Raw genomic sequence first — 17,361 nt, forward strand, 5'->3', positions numbered from 1 at the left:
TTCGTCTGGTTCGGATGAGACACGCAGCAGGCTGCAACCTTGTACCGGCGTTTGGCCGGAACCGGATTTGCCGGATGTTCAGGTTGCTTCCAACTCACTGCCTTTTCGGTGGTGACGGAACGCCTCGCCTTGGCCAAGAAGCCCGGCCCCCCGTCGTCGGGCTGCGGACGCCGCTGTCGGCAATCTGTTCGATTGCCGACAGCGCGCCGGTTTTAAAAAGCCCGATCTGCGATTTAGTTGCGCACGCATTTCCAATCCCCGCTGCTGTGTGTCAGCGGCGGATGCACAGGCTCATCAATGGAGCCTTGTACGATTTTTGCGAATCACAAACAGCTTGCAACGTCGGTCGGCATTTTCCGTGTGTCCCGGCGAATAACGCGCGCTTGTCAAAATCAATTTTTCTGAGACATCCCAATGCGAAACAAGCATTCCTTCCCGCTGGCGATGGCGGCATTGCTAGGTGCCGCCTCCTTTTCGGCTCCAGCCAGCGCCCAGTCGGTCATGGATGCGGAATTCAACGCGCAGTGGGGATTGGCGGCGATCAACGCGCAATACGCGCTAGAGCGCGGTATCACAGGGCAGGGGGTCGCCGTTGGCGTCGTCGACGGCATCTTCCAGACCACCCATCCGGAGTTTGCCGGCCGCATCTATCCCTTCGAATACAATCCCAATCACCTCGGCCCGAATGCCCACGGCACGCACGTTGCGGGCATCATCGGTGCCGCGCGCAATGGTGTGGGCATGGAAGGCGTGGCGCCGGATGTCCTGCTTGCGCCTATCTGGGCTTTTGATACCGACGACAATCTCGCGGTCGCATATCGCAATGCGATGAATGCCGGCGTCACCATCTTCAACAACTCGTGGGGGCTTACGAACGAGCGCGACATCACCACTGTCACGCGCGCCGATGCTATTTCAACCATCGGGCAGCCGCTGATCAGCTCGCTGTATGAAACGGTTCGGAACGGCGGCGCGCAGATCTGGGCCGCTGGCAACGCAGGCCTAGCCAATCCCGATCTCTATGCCGGCCTGCCGTATCTGTTTCCGGAGATGGTTCCTGGCTGGATCATTGTCACTGCAGTTGACCAGAACATGCAGAACTGGGGCGTCAACAGTTGCGGCGTCACAGCAATGTTCTGTATGGCTGCGCCCGGCGCTTCCATCTACTCCACGGTGCCCGTCGATACCTATGGCACTATGGGCGGCACTTCGATGGCCACTCCGCATGTCACGGGCGCTGTGGCGCTGGCCAAGCAGATGTTCCCGAATGCCACCGGTGCTGAACTCACCGCGCTTGTTCTGCGCACAGCAACTGATATCGGTGCGCCCGGCGTCGACGCTGAGTTTGGCTGGGGCTTGCTGAATGTTGGCAATCTTGTCAGCGTTTATGATGCGGCGGGCGACAGCGGCGCGCTGTTCGCCAATTCCGCGTTCTCCCGTTTTGCCGCTGTCGATACGTCGATGGTGACGCTGTGGAATCGTAACGCGCAGCGCATCATGGCGCAGGCGGGCGGTTCCGGCAGCGCAGGTGTAACCGTCGCGCAGCTGATGACGCCCGCACCAACGCCGCCGATGGCGCTGGGCATGGCGCCACCGCGCACCGACATCAGCAACAGCGATGCTGTTGCGTTGGGCGCCAACTCCGGCCCGGCCATGTGGGCGCAGGGTCTCGGCGGTTATTCCCGCGTCAGCAGTGCCGGTTCCAAAGCCAGCGCATCGCTTGGTGGCGTCATCGGCGGTTATGACTTCGCGGGAAGCTCCAATTTCTCCGGCGGTGTCGCCATCGCCTACACGCATTCGCGGCTTGATACGCGCGGCAGCAACGACGACAGCTCGGCCGATGGCTGGCACGGCTTCGGGTACGGCACCTGGACCGAAAACCGCTGGTTTATTGACGGCATCGTCGGTGGCAACTGGTTCGACAACAGCTACAACCGCGGCAGCATCGCCGGTCTCAACAACACCGTTCTGGGTAACGCCGGCCTTGCGGGAGGATCGTCGAACAGTTCGCGCGGATTCGCAGGTCGCCTCAGCACTGGCTACCTGTTCGACAACGGTGCCTATGCTTGGATGCCATACGCCTATGCAACCTGGCTGCATCAACGCAACGGTGCCGCGCTGGAAACAGGAGCGGACATGTTCTCGCTCGCGATCAACAGCGCAACGCACGATCAGTTTGAGGGCGGTATTGGCACGCGCATCGCTGCCAATGGACTTGTCTGGCAGGCGTTCAACATTACGCCGTCGGTTGACATCGGTTACGCCCGCGTCGGCGGCGATGTTGCTTTGCCGGTCAGCTATGAGTTTCTGGGCAGCGCTTTCACCACGCGGGCCAGCGACATCGGTCGCGATGTGTTGCGCGTTGGTGCGCAGATCGACGTGGTGCGCTTTGACGAGATGATCGGCGGGTTCGTGGCCTACGATGGCCGTTTCCAGCAGAACGCGCAGAACAATGCGTTTTCCGGTGGTCTGATCGTTCGCTTTTGATCGCGGTTTGGGGCGCTGCGCTGCCCAAATTACGCGCCCCTCAATCCGCTCGGTCCAGCACATGGAAAAATGAGCCGGTGACGTTGCCGCGGCGCGCGCCTTGATCTGGCGTGCGCTGCCCGGAGGCGTCATGGATCACGGCATAGGGTGCATCGGGGTTCGCGATCACCGTGGTGTAATGGAACTCATGACCGGTAAATCGCGCGCCCGGCACAGGGGTTCCGTCAGCGTCCAGAAGATCCACGCGGCGATAACCAAGGTTCAGTCGCCGCTTCTTGAATGACGTTTCAAGCCCCAGCAATCCCAGCATGGCGAAGCGCTGGCCATCCGCATCTTCAAGCCCTTCGCCCAGCACCATGTAGCCGCCGCACTCGCCATGAACTGCTGCGCCGCGCGCAGCGGTACGGTGCATACCTGCGCGGAAAGTTGCTGCTTGCGCCAACAGTCCGGCGTGCAATTCCGGATATCCGCCCGGCAGCCAGATTGCGTCGCACGTTTCATCGGGCGCTTCATCGGCAAGCGGCGAGAACGGAATGATCTCAGCGCCCGCTGCGCGCCACGCATCCAGCAGGTGCGGATAGAGGAACGAAAACGCGCGATCTTTCGCAACGGCAATGCGCTGGCCCGGTGGCGGCAATGGCTGCAGCGGCTTCTGTTTGCGATAGTCCGGCACGTTCAGCGGTTTCGCCAGCGCCGTCAGCCGATCGAGATCCAGCCCGTCGTTGATCGCCCGCGCGATGGCATCGATACGCGCGTCGAGATCGGCCAGCTCCTGCGCCTGCACCAGCCCCAGATGTCGCGAGCCAAGCTGCGCATCGCCCGTGCGCAGGATGGCGCCGATCACAGGAATATCGAGGTTGGCGATTGCCTCGGCCACCATCGCGATGTGTCCCGGTCCGCCGACGCGGTTCAGGATTACACCCGCAATCGGCAGCCCCTTGCGATAGGTGTGCATGCCAAGCGTCACGGCGGCGGCGGTTTCAGCCTGCGCGGCGACATCCAGCACCAGCACCACCGGCCAACCGGACAGCAGCGCGAAATCCGCCGTCGATCCGGTGCCGGTCTTGCCGGGGCCTTTCGCGCCGTCGAACAGTCCCATCACGCCTTCCGCGATACAGAGGTCGGCGTCGCTGCCCGCGCGCATGATCGTCTGCTCGATGAACGCGGGTCGCATCGCCCATACATCGAGGTTGTAGCTTGTGCGCCCGCACGCGGCGGTGTGAAACGCGGGGTCGATGTAATCCGGGCCGCACTTGAACGGCTGCACGCCGACGCCGCGCTGATGTAGTGCACGCAGCAGCCCCATCGTCAGCGTTGACTTGCCGCTGCCGGATGCCGCCGCAGCGATGATCAATCCGCGTGGCGTTGATGGCGTCGCTGTCATGGCGCACTCCGCAACAGGTGTGGCAGCAGCACCGGCCGTAACGCCGCGTTGCCGCCGATGATGATGATAGCAGGCGCCCCGATGCCGTTGTCACGAGCGTCCGTCACAGCACTTGCCAATGTCGTATCCAGCGCCCGCTCGCTCTCGTAGGTCGCCGATGCGATGATCGTCACCGGTGTGTCGGCTGCAAGCCCTGCCGCTATCATCACGCTGGCGATGCGCTCCAAATTGGACATCGCCATATAGAAAATGATCGGCTGCCCGGTGCGCGCCATCGCCGCCCAGTCGCGCTCGGCCGCTTCATCCAGTGCGCGATGTCCCGTCGCCAAAATAACCGCGTGATTGGTCAGTCGCGTCGTCGCCGGAATGCCATTCAGCGCGGCTGCCGTCAGTCCGGATGTCAAACCGGGAATGATCCGGAAGCTGATCCCTGCCGCTGCCAGGGCCTGCGCTTCCTCACCGCCCCGCCCGAACACGAACGGATCGCCGCCCTTCAGCCGCACAACCTTGCGGCCTTCGCGCGCCAGCTCGATCAGCCGTCCGTTGATGTCCGACTGATGCGGCGACGGCTTGCCGCCACGCTTTCCGGCTGAAACGATTGTCGCGTCGGGGGCTGCGAAATCCAGTATGCGGCGGTCGATCAGGTCATCGTGCACCACGACATCGCCGGAGCGGATCGCGTGTACGGCAAACAGCGTCAGCAGGCGTGGATCGCCGGGGCCGGCGCCAACCAGCCAGACTTCGCCGGCATTGAACTCGGGATACGATAGATCAGTCATGCAGGCCCCTGCGAAAGCGCCGCTCATAGTCCTTCGAATAAAGCGCGCTATTGGGAAAATCGTCGCTGCCGAGTGCCGGGCCGACCAGAATTAACGCCGTGCGTTCCACCGGTCCGCCGCTCGCAAGCGCCGCGGTTATGCCGCTCAGCGTCGAACGCACGATGCGTTCATCCGGCCATGTCGCGCGATACACAACCGCCATCGGGCAATCGGCGCCATAGTGCGGCACAAGCTGATCCACCACCTCATCCAGCACGTGGATGGAAAGGTGCACGGCAAGCGTTGCGCCCGTCGCCGCATAGGCGCCCAGCGTTTCGCGCGGCGGCATAGTCGATGCGCGCCCCGGCGTGCGGGTCAGCACAACGGTTTGCGCCACGCCGGGCAATGTCAGTTCGCGGCGCAATACGGCAGCAGCGGCTGAGAATGCGGGCACGCCGGGTGTCACCGTATAGGCAATGCCAGCGTCATCCAGTCGGCGCAGTTGCTCGCCAAGCGCGCTCCATATCGCAAGATCGCCGGAATGCAGCCGCGCGATGTCGCGTCCCGCCGCCGTTTCCTCGCGCATGATGTCGATGATGTCATCCAGCGCCAGCGGCGCGGTGTCGACGATGCGAGCGTCCTGCGGGCAGTATTGCAGCAGCGCGCGCGGCACCAACGATCCCGCATAGAGACACACGGGCGATTGCGCGATCAGGTCGCGACCACGCACAGTGATGAGATCGGCGGCGCCCGGTCCCGCGCCGATAAAGTGAACCGTCATCGCCCGTCTCCCGTCGCGATCGCGCATGTTGCCATCGTGTTGGCGCTGCGCGGGGCAAGCAGGCGTGCGCCGTCGCCCGCTGCCGCCAATGCCGCTGTCTCAGCCACGGATGGCACGCCCTTTAAATCCTGCACGCGCGCCGAAGCCGTCAGCGCACCTGCGCTCACGCGTTCCATCTCCTGTTGCGTCACCGGAGCAACGGCAACCCCCACATCGCGCGCGGCGGCATGAATGCCAGCTTCGTGCATTTTCTCTTCCGGCACCGCCAGCAGTGCAAGCTGTGTGCGTGTCAGTCCGTTGGCGCGCAATGCCATGTCGATCACTTCCACCACGACGTCGCCTGTCGCGCCGCGACGGCATCCTATTCCGGCAACGATCAGCATGGCTTTACAGCCCGCCATTGCGTCACCGGAATAGCCGTACGCCATGCGGTGAGGTTACCCAGCTTCGAGGCGCGCGAAACATCTATCCGTGTCAGCTCGCCACCATGGCGCTGCAACGCCGCGAACAGCGCCGTTTCGCCTTCCAGCGTCACCGCGTTGACGACCATGCGCCCGCCCGGCTTCAACGCCTGCCACGCCGGATCGAGCACGCCATCGCCGAGCCCGCCACCGATAAACACCGCGTCAGGCGCTTCCAGTCCCGTGAGCGCTGCGGGTGCGGAGCCGTTGATGATTTGCAGTTCTAGCACGCCGAACGCGGCGGCGTTGCGTGCAGCCGTCAATGCGCGCGCGTCATCGGTTTCAATGCCGATAGCACGCATGTTACGGCCAGTAAGCAGCCACTCGATGGCAATAGAGCCCGCACCAACGCCAATATCCCACAGCAGTTCGCCCTCGCGCGGCGCCAGCGATGACAGCGTAACGGCGCGCACTTCGCGTTTTGTCAGCTGGCCGTCGTTTTCAAACAGCGCATCGTCACGTCCGGCCGCAAGCGTCGGCCACGGCGCGGCACCATTGCCAGCAACTTCCAGTGCTATGGTGTTGAGCCCATCAAAGCTGTGCGCGGCAAAGCCTTGCATCGCGCTTGCAGTTGTCATGCGTTCGTGCGCGCCGCCCATGCGCTCAAGCACGGTCACGCGTGATGCCTCCATTCCGCGCGCGCGCAGAAGCAGGCTCAGTTTTTCAGGCGTTGTGCCGTCCCACGACAGCGCGAGAATGCGCGCGCCGTTGTGCAGATGGCGGATGATGCCTTCGAGCGCGCGACCATGCAGTGAAACGGTGGTGACATCCTGCAGCGCCCAGCCCATGCGCCCGGCCGCCAGCGAAAACGCCGACGGTTGCGGCAGACAAATCATTTCCGCCGTCGGAACAATCGCGGCAAGCTGCTTGCCGATGCCGAAATTGAATGGATCGCCCGACGCCAGCACTACAACGGGACGGCCGCGATATTTCACTATGACGGGATAAGCATCCTCGATCGGGCGCGGCCAGGGGTGCGACTTTCCCTTGATCAGCGGTTGCGCCAACTTAAGATGGCGCTCGCCGCCGAACACGATATCGGCATCCGATATGAGGTGCCGTGCCGTTGGGCTCAGGCCATCGATCCCGTCCTCGCCAAGGCCGATGATCGACAGCCACGGTGCCAGCGGTGAGGGCAGGGGCAAAGTTGCGTCAGGCGGCGAAGCATCATCACGGGGTGTCATGCGCGTTCTCATTCTCGGCGGCACGACGGAAGCTTTTCAGCTGGCCCAGCGTCTTGCGGGCGATGACCGTTTCGATGCCCTGTATGCGCTGGCGGGCCGCACGCAGAAGCCGCTGTTGCCGGCCATAACCTGTCGCATTGGCGGCTTCGGCGGCGTGGATGGCCTGGCGCGCTGGCTGGTAGATGAGCGCGTCAGTGCGCTGATCGATGCAACGCATCCATTCGCGGCGCAGATGTCGCGCAATGCCGTTGAAGCTGCGGCGATGACCTACGTTCCGCTGCTGAGATTGCAACGCGCTGAATGGCAACCGCAACCGGGTGACGATTGGCGCATCGTTGCGGATATGGCTGCGGCCGTTGCTGCGTTGGAACAGCAATCGCAGCACGTCTTTCTTGCCATCGGTCGCAAGGAGGTGGCGGCGTTCATCGCTGCGCCCCAGCACAGCTATCTGGTTCGTGCTGTTGATGCACCGGATGCTGACGGGCTGCCGCCCCAGTCTGAGATCATTCTGCAGCGCGGGCCATTTGCGCTTGTCGATGAACTGGCGCTGCTGCAACACAATCGCATCAATGTCGTGGTCAGCAAGAACGCGGGCGGGGTTGCGGCATACCCCAAAATTGCCGCCGCGCGTCAACTTGGTATTCCGGTGGTGATGGTCGCGCGGCCGGCCGTTCCGCAGGCGCCCGAGTGCGCCGACATCGATGCCGCGTTCGCGTGGCTGGAAGACCTGTTGCGCCCCGAGGCTCACGGAGAAAAATCCTCCGAGCGCGGCGTATAGACAAACGGCGGCGCGTTTTCGCGCGCGATCAACCGCGTCGTGCTGGCGCCGATAATCACCATGGTGCGCATGTCGGCGGCATAGGATGCAGCGTCAGCCAGCGTGGTGATGTGCAGCTTCGCGTCAGCAGTGCCCGCTGCGCGTACGAACAGCACAACCGTTTCCGGCGCTTTCCATTGCGCCAGCAGCGCGATCGCCTGCGCAAGCTGATGCGGCCGCGCGCGCGAAGCAGCATTGTAAAGCGCAATCGCAAAGTCAGCGGTCGCCGCAGCGTGCAACCGGCGCTCTATTGTGGCCCATGACTTCAGATTGTCCGACAGCGAGATCGTGCAGAAATCACCGCCCAGCGGCGCACCGGCGTGGGCTGCTGCGGCCAGCATCGCGGTGACGCCCGGTTCAACGCGGATCTCGAGGTTGCGCCAATGCGTTTCGCCGGTCTCGATCGCTTCGAACACCGCAGCGGCCATAGCGAACACGCCCGGATCGCCACCCGATACGACAGCCACACGGTGTCCTTCGGCGGCCAGCGTCAGCGCATGGCGAGCCCGTTCCACCTCAACGCGGTTGTCCGTAGCGTGGCGCCGCTGACCGGCCACTTCCGGCACGCGGTTGATATAGGTTTCATAGCCGATCAGATCCGTTGCGTCGGCGAGGGCGGCCGATACCGCCGGCGTTGTCAGTTCCGGCGCGCCCGGTCCGATGCCGACAATGGTCAGCTTGCCGCTCATAGCCTGCGTCCCTCGCCGGGTATCAGCACCATCGCGAAATAGGGGCCGATTTCGCCGCTTTGCTCGGCCAATGGCATCACGCGTTCGGCTTGCATAGTGCCGCGTTCCACGTAGACCGCGCGGCCCGTCAATCCTGCGGCCTCAACGGCGCGCTTCACCTTGGCGAAGTTGCGGCCGATCTTCATAATCACGGATGCATCGGATCGCGATAGACGCTCAACCAGTGCATCTTCCGTCAGCGTGCCCGGCATAACCGTCAGCACGTCATCGCCCCATGTGATGGGTGTGTTCGCGCGCGTCCAGCAGCCGGACATGCCGGTGACACCGGGCACGACCTCAACCGGGAAGCGCTCGCTCAGGCGCCGCCACATATGCATGAACGAGCCGTAGAAAAACGGATCGCCTTCGGCCAGCAGTCCGACGGAGCGGCCCGCCTGCAATTCAGCCGCCAGTGCATCGGCGCTCGTGGCATAGAAGCCGGCAATGGCGCTGCGATAGGCCGGATCGCTTGCGGGAATTTCATCCGTCACCGGATATTCAAGCCGCAGCTCGTTGCGTCCATCAGCCATCAGCGGAGCAACGATGCGCCGGGCGTTGCCTTCTTGGCCGCGCTTGGCAAAGAACGCAACCGTATCAACCGTGCTCACCAGTCCGGCAGCACGCAACGTCATGTAGCGCACGTCGCCGGGCCCCACGCCAACGCCGTAGAGCGTGCCAGCCGTTGCGCCGCCTGCGATGCTTTCCAGCGTTGTCATTCTTTTTCGCTCGCCAATGCGTTCACCGCTGCGGCGGCCATCGCGCTGCCGCCCTTGCGTCCGCGCACGATCAGAAACGGTACCTCGCCGAACGCGGCCAGCGCATCCTTCGATTCCGCCGCGCCAACGAAACCAACCGGCGCGCCGATGATAGCTGCGGGGCGGGGGCCGCCGTTGGCAATCATGTCCAGCAGATGAAACAGCGCCGTCGGCGCGTTGCCGATGGCAACAACCGCGCCCGCGAGCCGTGGCCGCCAAAGCTCAACCGCTGCCGCTGAACGGGTGTTACTCAGCTTGGCTGCCAGTTCCGGCACTGACGGATCGTTCAGCGTGCAGATAACGTCGTTGTTGGCCGGCAGGCGCGCGCGTGTCACGCCGTGCGCTACCATCTGCGCATCGCAGAAAATCGGCGCGCCATTCTTCAAAGCTTCCGCCGCGGTGTCGGCGAAATCGTCCGACTGCACGATGTCCTGTGCAATCTCGACCATGCCCGAAGCATGGATGATGCGCACCGCAACCTTTTCCGCCCGACCGTTGAAGCGCGTCAGATCCGCTTCGCTGCGAATGATGGCGAAGGAGTTGCGGTAGATTTCAGCGCCGTCGCGGATGTAATCGTAGGTTTGGGTCATGTTATTGCTTCAAACTTAAGCGTGCACCGGCCGTTGGCAGAAGGCGGGCAGCTCGTCCAGGTGAATTACCGTGATTGGCATATCACGCGCGGTGCCAGCGCGGATGATGGAAAGGGCGCCTGCATTCCCCACCAGCGTCAGATCGGCGGCAGCGGAACGGGCGCATCCCTTTACACAGCCGGAAACGTGGCATGAACGCAAGCCAAGCACCGCCATGTGATCCGCAACGGCGCGCGCGATGGCATGCGTATCAACCGTGGCGGAGCTGCATTGCGGTGCGCCTGGGCAAGCATCTATCGCAAGAAGCGGGTCGTTGCCATCGCAAATGAAGCCCGCGTCCGTCGCCCCGGCCACAAAGCGCGCGGCTGCAATCGGATCAGCAACCTTGCCGAACAGCGACCGCCAGGGTGAAAGGCGCAGCGATGCAACGCCCGCGTCGGTGGCGCAGGAGGCCAGACGCCGCAGCATGGCCGCCGAAAGCCGCCCGAACGGAGCCGCCACACCTGCGGCGATGATACGCCCCCGCCCGTCGCTCATCACGCCCAGTTGCGGCCGGCTGATTGACCGCTGGGGCAGCGCCAGCGGTGTCAGCCCGCAGGCATCTGCAAGTTTCGCAATTGATGTCGCCGACAGATCCCGCATGCGACGCTGATCGGACTGCCGGGACGCCAGAAAACCCGCCGCCAGCGCCACCGCGACGGCCGGTGCGGCATCAATCCCGACCGGTCCGAACCAGGCAATCGCGCCCGGTGCATCAAGCCCCACCGCAATGCTTGCGCCCGATGCACCGGATACCGCGCGCAGATGAATATCCGCCCGCTCGCCATCGAGAGCGGCGACTTCGCCGCCGCAATCAATGTTGAACGAGAATTTGGCCGGTAGCGCGTGCAGCTCGGGAGGGCGCGACAGCGCATCAAGTAGACGCCCATGCAACCTGTCAGCGTCGATTAACTCGCCGGTACCGCAACCCGTCAGTGGGCCGACCATAATGCTCGGCGCTACCGCTGAGGCATCCGCCGGAATAAGTTCAGCGTCGCGCAGGTCCTGCTGCGCGTGGGGCAGGCTTTCCGCCGTCACGCCGCGCAGCTGGATGTTCGCGCGCCGCGTCAGATCGATCAGCCCGTTGCCGTGCCGTTCAGCGATGTCAGCGATTGCCGTCATATCATCGGCGCGAAAGCCGCCCACGCGCGCGGGCAAGCGCAACAGCAATCCATCGCCGGTTTCCATTGGGCGATAACTGCTCGGGCACCATCCCCGCACCGTGAATGAGGCTGGGGTCGGTGCGCCCATCACTGCAGCTCCGCTGCATGCGGATCGCCCGCGCGCAGCAGCTCCAGTTCGCCATGCACGGCGTTGCGCCGCGGCACCCATAGCCCGCGCCGGATCGCATCCAGCAGCCGGTTGGTTATTGCTTCGGCCGCTGCGGGATTGGCCTGCACCACCGCATGCCGCACCGCGTCGTCGGCGATGATCGCATCATGCACGGCCTCGAACAGATGCGAAGGCACGCCGCTGCCCGTCGCCGCGAACGCATAGAGCGCATCGACCGCCTGCGCCATCTCGCTGACACCGCGATGGCCGTGCTCCAGCATGCCCGCGATCCAGCGCGGATTGGTCAGGCGGCCACGCACCACGCGCGCAATTTCTTCCGGAATTGTGCGGGCAATCGGCGCGCCCGGCTTGCTGGTATCGATGTGGTAGAGCTGCGGTGCGTGCCCCACCAGCTCGGCCGCCGCCGCAAACCCGCCGACGAAATCCGCTACGCCGTCGCCGTCCAGCAAATCGCGCTCGCGGTCATCCTGCGGATGTACCAGCGCGTCGATGGCGGCAATGCGTGCCATGAATTGTTCGCGTGCCTCGGTGCCGCCCTCATGTGCGCCATAGGCGTGCGACGACGCGGCCAGATAGGCTTCCGCAAGTTGCTGGCGCGATGTCCAGTCGGTATCGAGCGCCACATCGGTTGTGCCCGCGCCATAGACATTCGCGCCGCCGCCGAAAATGCGCGCCAGGCTTTCGCCGCGCCGCCGTGCTGCGGCCAGCGGATTGAACTCGTCTTCTTCATCAAGCGCCGCCACGCGCGCCACCGCCATATCCAGCAATGCGATCTGCGCCTGGAAGATGTCGCGGAACAGGCCGGAAATGCGCAGCGTCACGTCGATGCGCGGCCGCTCCAGCTTCGCCATTGGCATGATCTCGATGCCGGTCACGCGGTTCGATGCGTGGTCCCATGTCGATCGCACGCCCAGATAGCTCAGCGCCTGCGCAATATCATCGCCGCCGGTGCGCAGCGAAGCGGAAGCCCACAGATCAAGCATTACCGCGCGCGGATATTCGCCCTTGTCCTGCAGATGCCGCCGCACAACTTCTTCAGCCGCACGCGTGCCGATCACCGCCGCCGTGCGCGTGGGCACAGCACGCGGATCAATCGTCGTCAGGTTGCGGCCGGTCGGCAGCACGTCGAGCCGTCCGCGTGTTGGTGCACCGGCAGCGCCCGGCGCAACGCGTCGTCCGTCCAGCGCCGCCAGCAGCGCCATGCGTTCCGATGCAGCGCAGGCGCTCAGCAGCCCGCGAATGCGCCCGTGCAGCGGTCTCGCCGCGCTCGCATCCAGGCTGTCGAATGTCGTCTCGGTCAGCGCGTCAATGACATCCGTGTCCGGCTCGCGGCCAAAAATGTGCAGCCGGTCGCGGATCGCCAGATCCTTGATGTCGCAAAGCTGCGCATCGAGTTTTGCCACCGCCACCTGCGGAGCATCATCGCGCGTCACGCCGCAATCTGCCGCCAATCCGGAACGCCACGCACGGTCGATAATCTCGGCTTCGATAAGCTTGATGCGTCGCCTATCGAAGCCATCGGCTTCGGCGTATTCCTCCAGCAGGCCTTCCAGTTCCGCCAGCCCGCCATAAAGCCCCGCGCTGCTCAGCGGCGGCGTCAGATGCCCCACCGTCACGGCGGCGATGCGCCGTTTCGCCTGCACAGCTTCGCCGGGGTTGTTGACGATGAACGGATAGACCACCGGCAGCGGACCTAATATCGCATCCGGGAAACATTTGTTCGACAACGCCAGCGCCTTGCCTGGCAGCCATTCCAGCGTGCCGTGCGTGCCCAGATGCAGCAGCGCGTCGATGTTTTCCGTTAGCCGCAGCGCAGTGTAATGCGCAACATAGCTGTGGCGCGGCGGGCAGGATGTATCGTGATACCCTTGTTTTCGATCACCGCGCGATCCGCGATCGGGCTGCAGCACAATCGTTACATTGCCCTGCCTCACACACGGAAAACGGAATGTGCCGTCGATGCAGGCAGGATCGTCGGCCGGATCGCCCCACGCTTCGCACAGTGCCGCACCAACGGATGCAGGCATGCTCGCAATATGCGCGCGATACTGATCAAGCGAGAGGGTGATGCAGTCAGCGGGCTGTGGCGAGGTCAGGCAATCGATCAGTTTGCCATCGGGCCACGCATCCGCGCCGGTGCAATATCCTGCGCCGCGCAGTAGTGCCACGATCTCGCGCGCGCTTGCCGCCGTATCGAGGCCGCAGGCATAGCCCGTGCGCCCGCCGCGCGCCGGATAGTCCGATAGCATGACGGCAACGCGGCGCTCATCCCGTGGCTGCAAGGCAAGTTGCACCCAGTTCGCGGCCAGCGCCGCAACGAATGCAACGCGGTCTGCAACCGGCCGGTGATGCACACCGCCATATTGCAGATCGGGGTCGAGCTCCGCTTCGGCCTTGAATGAAATCGCGCGCGTGAACAGGCGCCCGTCCAGCTCCGGCAGCACCACGTTCATCGCCAGATCACTGGCGCTCAAGCCACGATCGGATTCCTGCCAGGCTTCTTCGCTCGTGCCTGAAAGCGCCACCTGTAACACCGGACAATCGGCGGCGTCGAGCACCGTCGTGTCGTCGGCGCGCCGGGCGGAGAAGGCTGTGGCGTTGATGATGATCGATGGCCGCCGCTGTGCCATCAGCGTCGTCAGCGCGCTTTCGGCCTCGGGGTCTTTCATGCTGGTCAGCGCAACGCCGAGACAGTCGATCCCGTGCGTTGCGGCCAATTGCGCCATCAGCGCTTCTATTGGCGCGGTGTCGCTGGCCAGCAGGCTTGAGCGGTAGAACACCACCAGCGCGCTGGCGCCATCACGCGCGGCATAGTCGGCAAGCTGAGTATCGCTGGCAATCGAACCGTCAGCGTTGATGAAAATGGCGGCGCCAAATGGCTTCGGCGGCACCGCTTCAAGCGCTTCGTTGCGCACAATCGCAGCCGCAAGGCGCAGCGCGTGGCCGACGTTTTCCTTGCCGCCGTGGCGGAAGCAGGCATCGAACAATGCGGCTTGCTCAGCGGTAACTGTCGACAGCGCTTCAAGCCGCGCATCGGGACGATCATCGCCCGGCAGCGCTACCAGATGCACGCCTTTGCGGCGGCACACTTCGGCCAATTGCTCGAAGCCGTAGCGCCAGTAATCGAGCCCACCGAGGCTGCGTACGATGACGATGCGGCTGCCCGTCACCACCTGGTCGATGTAAAGATCGACCGACATCGGATGGCGCAGCCGCTTCAGGCTCGCCAGCCGCAGGCTCGGCAGTGCATCGCGCTCGTCTTTCCACGCTGCGGTCAGCGCCGAGAGATCGCTGTCGCTGAACGACAGCACCACCATGTCGCCAGCCGTCTGGCCGAGATCGACAGCAATGTCGGCCTCGTCCAGAGACGCGGACTGGGTGGCGAGCAGATGCACTTTACTGTTTCAGGCTCCGGTAACGGCGCTGTGGAGCTGGAGCGCTCAGGCCCCGGTGACAGCGCGAACGATGGCGTCCTGGTCAAGTCCGTGTTGGCCGATCACCACCAGACGGCCCTGACGGCTTTCGCCGGGTTTCCACGGACGGTCAAACTGCTGCTGCAGACGCTGACCGACACCCTGAATCAGCAGCCGCATCGGCTTGCCGGTAACTTCGACGAAGCCCTTCGTGCGCAGAATATCATGATCCGCCGTCGCCTGCTTGATTCGCGCCACGATGTCGGCCGGATCGTTAACCGTCGGCAGGTCGATGATGAACGTGTCGAAATCGTCGTGGTCGTGCTCTTCCTCGGCGTCGTGGTGCGAGGGCCTGCCGGCGAGGTCGTTCTCGGCCGCCGCCTTGATGCCCAGCAGCACATCGGCGTCCAGCTTCGCGCTTTCCGCCGTCACCACCTTCACAGCGCGCAGGATGGCGGCGTTGATTTCGCCGATGACGCGCTGGCGCTCATCTTCGCTCAGCAGATCCGACTTGTTGAGCACGATGAGATCGGCGCACAGCAGCTGATCCTCGTAGACTTCCTCAAGCGGGTTGTCGTGATCGAGCGAAGCGTCTTCCTGCTGCTGTGCCTTCAGCGCTTCCGGATCATCCGCGAAGCGTCCGGCCGCAACGGCCGCGCCGTCCACCACCGTCACCACGCCGTCAACGGTCACGCGCGAGGCGATAGCGGGCCAGTTGAACGCCTGCACCAGCGGCTTAGGCAGCGCCAGCCCCGATGTTTCGATCAGGATGTGCTCCGGCGGCTCGGCCAGTGCCAGCAGGCCTTCCAGCGCCGGTACGAAATCGTCCGCCACCGTGCAGCAGATGCAACCGTTGGAAAGCTCGACGATGCTTTCCTCCTTGCAGCTCTCGATGCCGCAACCCTTCAGGATCTCGCCATCAATGCCGACGTCGCCGAACTCGTTGACGATCACGGCCAGCCGCCGCCCGCCCGCATTCTGCAGCACGTGGCGTACCAGCGTCGTTTTTCCGGCGCCCAGAAAACCGGTGATGATCGTGCAGGGTACCTTGGCAATGTCGGTCATGCTGGCTCCGTTGCGGGGTGTTCAAATCCAAGGGGAGGGGTGCGCGAAATCACACCCTGGCGGAAGCACAGCGGCCGTTCCTTCCAGGGCACGAGGCCGTTGTCCGATTGCTGAAACGCAACCGCGGCGTTCGCGATGTCTTCCAGGTGATCTTCGGCCTTCAGGTCGCCGATGATGTAGGTCCACTTGCCATCGGCGGCCAACGCAACCGTATGCGGACGCTTACACACAGCCAGGCATTCCACCTGACGGACGGTGATGTTCTCGGCCTTGATGTCAGCCAGCCGCGCGCTCAGCGCATCGGCAAATCCAGCGCCCGGATGCGGGTTTTCCTTGGTCCAGCGCTGATCCGCGGCGCATGTCACGCACACGAACACATCCACATTAGCGCCCATCGGCTTCAGCCTCCGAAGCTGCACCGATGCGTTGCCAGAACGTGCCGACCAGAAAACCCGTCAGCGCCCACAGCACGGCCTGCACCGCCAGCGACATCGCCGCAAAGCGCGCTGCCAGTTCAGCGGGAACAGCACTTGCGCCAGCCTCGATAGCGGGATGCGGCGCGCCCCACAGATGTGGCGCCAGCAGCACCGGAATTGCCAGCAGCCGCAGCCAGCCGGTCTCGCCGCGCAGCAGCAGCCACAGGCCAACCGCACTCATCGCGGCTGTCATCACCCACCATTGCTGCCGGGCGAACAGGTCTTCCGCCATCATGCCGGGCAGTTCCGGCGCAAGCCCCATCGCGGGGGCCAGACCCGCTGCCGCGAATGCCGCCGCGCCCCAGCCGAGCGCTGTGTTCTGCCGTGATCCGTTCGCCGCCCAACAGCATTGCCGCAATCAGAATGAAGGCGAAGCCCGTTGCCGTGCCGATGGTGGCGACACCCGTATAAACGGTGCGCTCCAGCCCATCCTCCGGCGCCCACTCGCTATGCCCGTCGCCGTCCGCGCCGGACGTGGCATGCGCCAGATACAGCTTCGCGCCGCCGAACGGTGCTTCATGCAGCACCGATGCATGCTGATGGCTGTGCCCACCCTCGAAGCGTTCAGCATCGATGATGAGCGGTGTGGTGGTGAACGCCTGCAGCAGAGCCACAATAAGCCCCGCGCACAGTCCGGCCAGCAGGCCGACCGCGAAAACGCGCGTGATCATTTCAGTTATGCTCAGTGGCAGGGAAAGCTGAGCGAGTGGCGCGTGTCATGCGCAGCGTTATGCAGCACCGACGAGTGCGCAAAGCCGGTCATGAACACCAAGCCGAAGCCGAACACGAGCGCCAGCAGTGCCGCGATGCGAACGTCTGCACGTACGGACGTCGAATGGGTGATTGCCGTAGACATAGTGCCTCCTCAGCCCGCCCACCGGGGCCACTTGAGTTGCAGTTGACGGCAGGTCTCCTGGCTCTCGGTTCACCGCTTGCGACTACCTTCCCGGTTTCCCAGTGGTGCGAATGCCGCGTGCTCGCCGATTACAGTTGCGGGGGCAGCTGCGGATTGGTCACGTGTGACGACACCGCATTCCCTTTCAAATCCCCTTGTGGGGAACCGTCTCATGGTCTGATAAGACTACGCGCGAAGCCCCGTCAATGGCAAACCTGTCGCTCAAGCGGAGCCC

At 64.1% G+C, this 17,361-nt stretch carries 16 protein-coding genes, 1 pseudogene and 1 riboswitch; of the genes and pseudogenes, 2 read left to right on the forward strand and 15 right to left on the reverse strand.

Annotated elements, in window-relative coordinates; all coding sequences use genetic code 11:
- Window positions 1-414 precede the first annotated feature (414 nt).
- Window positions 415-2,487: a S8 family serine peptidase gene (locus QEZ49_RS02510; protein ID WP_280383915.1), complete on the forward strand. Its 2,073-nt coding sequence runs from the start codon at window positions 415-417 to the stop codon at window positions 2,485-2,487.
- A gap of 40 nt (window positions 2,488-2,527) precedes the next feature.
- Here QEZ49_RS02510 and QEZ49_RS02515 read toward each other — a convergent pair whose 3' ends face one another.
- The 5 genes from QEZ49_RS02515 to cbiE are packed head-to-tail and all read right to left on the reverse strand — an operon-like array spanning window position 2,528 to window position 7,055.
- On the reverse strand, window positions 2,528-3,871 hold the full coding sequence (locus tag QEZ49_RS02515) for a cobyrinate a,c-diamide synthase (RefSeq protein ID WP_280383918.1): 1,344 nt from the start codon (window positions 3,869-3,871) through the stop codon (window positions 2,528-2,530).
- On the reverse strand, window positions 3,868-4,650 hold the full coding sequence (cobA, locus tag QEZ49_RS02520) for a uroporphyrinogen-III C-methyltransferase (RefSeq protein ID WP_280383920.1): 783 nt from the start codon (window positions 4,648-4,650) through the stop codon (window positions 3,868-3,870). The genes QEZ49_RS02515 and cobA overlap by 4 nt, the downstream gene beginning before the upstream one ends.
- Entirely contained in the window at window positions 4,643-5,410 is a 768-nt protein-coding gene (gene cobM, locus QEZ49_RS02525; protein ID WP_280383922.1) for a precorrin-4 C(11)-methyltransferase, read from the reverse strand. The genes cobA and cobM overlap by 8 nt, the downstream gene beginning before the upstream one ends.
- Window positions 5,407-5,811 carry a cobalamin biosynthesis protein gene (locus QEZ49_RS02530; protein WP_280383924.1) on the reverse strand — a complete coding sequence of 135 codons (405 nt, stop codon included), beginning with the start codon at window positions 5,809-5,811 and terminating at the stop codon, window positions 5,407-5,409. Before QEZ49_RS02530 ends, cobM begins: the two co-directional genes overlap by 4 nt.
- Entirely contained in the window at window positions 5,787-7,055 is a 1,269-nt protein-coding gene (cbiE, locus tag QEZ49_RS02535; protein ID WP_280383926.1) for a precorrin-6y C5,15-methyltransferase (decarboxylating) subunit CbiE, read from the reverse strand. Before cbiE ends, QEZ49_RS02530 begins: the two co-directional genes overlap by 25 nt.
- On the opposite strand from cbiE, the gene QEZ49_RS02540 reads away from it, so the two are divergent.
- A complete protein-coding gene (locus QEZ49_RS02540; protein ID WP_280383928.1) occupies window positions 7,054-7,833 on the forward strand; it encodes a cobalt-precorrin-6A reductase in 780 nt (259 codons plus the stop codon). The genes cbiE and QEZ49_RS02540 overlap by 2 nt on opposite strands.
- On the opposite strand, the gene cobJ is transcribed toward QEZ49_RS02540, so the two are convergent.
- The 10 genes and pseudogenes from cobJ to QEZ49_RS02590 form a co-directional block, all read right to left on the reverse strand.
- The gene (gene cobJ, locus QEZ49_RS02545) at window positions 7,800-8,561 is read right to left on the reverse strand and encodes a precorrin-3B C(17)-methyltransferase (RefSeq protein WP_280383930.1); all 762 of its coding nucleotides are present in this window, start codon (window positions 8,559-8,561) and stop codon (window positions 7,800-7,802) included. The genes QEZ49_RS02540 and cobJ overlap by 34 nt on opposite strands.
- Window positions 8,558-9,316 carry a precorrin-2 C(20)-methyltransferase gene (locus QEZ49_RS02550; RefSeq protein ID WP_280383932.1) on the reverse strand — a complete coding sequence of 253 codons (759 nt, stop codon included), beginning with the start codon at window positions 9,314-9,316 and terminating at the stop codon, window positions 8,558-8,560. Before QEZ49_RS02550 ends, cobJ begins: the two co-directional genes overlap by 4 nt.
- Window positions 9,313-9,945: a precorrin-8X methylmutase gene (locus QEZ49_RS02555; RefSeq protein ID WP_280383934.1), complete on the reverse strand. Its 633-nt coding sequence runs from the start codon at window positions 9,943-9,945 to the stop codon at window positions 9,313-9,315. The genes QEZ49_RS02550 and QEZ49_RS02555 overlap by 4 nt, the downstream gene beginning before the upstream one ends.
- 15 nt (window positions 9,946-9,960) lie before the next feature.
- The gene (cobG, locus tag QEZ49_RS02560; RefSeq protein ID WP_280383936.1) at window positions 9,961-11,235 is read right to left on the reverse strand and encodes a precorrin-3B synthase; all 1,275 of its coding nucleotides are present in this window, start codon (window positions 11,233-11,235) and stop codon (window positions 9,961-9,963) included.
- Window positions 11,235-14,672 carry a cobaltochelatase subunit CobN gene (cobN, locus tag QEZ49_RS02565; RefSeq protein WP_280383937.1) on the reverse strand — a complete coding sequence of 1,146 codons (3,438 nt, stop codon included), beginning with the start codon at window positions 14,670-14,672 and terminating at the stop codon, window positions 11,235-11,237. Before cobN ends, cobG begins: the two co-directional genes overlap by 1 nt.
- Window positions 14,673-14,717: 45 nt before the next feature.
- Complete coding sequence (gene cobW / locus QEZ49_RS02570) at window positions 14,718-15,755, reverse strand: cobalamin biosynthesis protein CobW (RefSeq protein ID WP_280383939.1); 1,038 nt, start codon at window positions 15,753-15,755, stop codon at window positions 14,718-14,720.
- Window positions 15,752-16,150, reverse strand: coding sequence for a DUF1636 domain-containing protein (locus QEZ49_RS02575; RefSeq protein WP_280383941.1), 399 nt, complete (start codon window positions 16,148-16,150; stop codon window positions 15,752-15,754). The genes cobW and QEZ49_RS02575 overlap by 4 nt, the downstream gene beginning before the upstream one ends.
- Complete coding sequence (locus tag QEZ49_RS02580) at window positions 16,140-16,589, reverse strand: CbtA family protein (protein ID WP_280383943.1); 450 nt, start codon at window positions 16,587-16,589, stop codon at window positions 16,140-16,142. Before QEZ49_RS02580 ends, QEZ49_RS02575 begins: the two co-directional genes overlap by 11 nt.
- A gap of 4 nt (window positions 16,590-16,593) precedes the next feature.
- Window positions 16,594-16,902, reverse strand: a pseudogene (locus tag QEZ49_RS02585) (CbtA family protein); the annotation flags it as partial.
- An 11-nt stretch (window positions 16,903-16,913) separates the two neighbouring features.
- Window positions 16,914-17,087 (reverse strand): CbtB domain-containing protein, encoded by a 174-nt coding sequence (locus QEZ49_RS02590; protein ID WP_068463551.1) that lies wholly within the window; start codon window positions 17,085-17,087, stop codon window positions 16,914-16,916.
- A 29-nt stretch (window positions 17,088-17,116) separates the two neighbouring features.
- A riboswitch (cobalamin riboswitch) is annotated at window positions 17,117-17,311 on the reverse strand.
- Window positions 17,312-17,361 lie beyond the last annotated feature (50 nt).

Origin of the sequence: Hyphomicrobium sp. D-2 (assembly GCF_029872155.1) — a bacterium.
Lineage (GTDB): Bacteria > Pseudomonadota > Alphaproteobacteria > Rhizobiales > Hyphomicrobiaceae > Hyphomicrobium_A.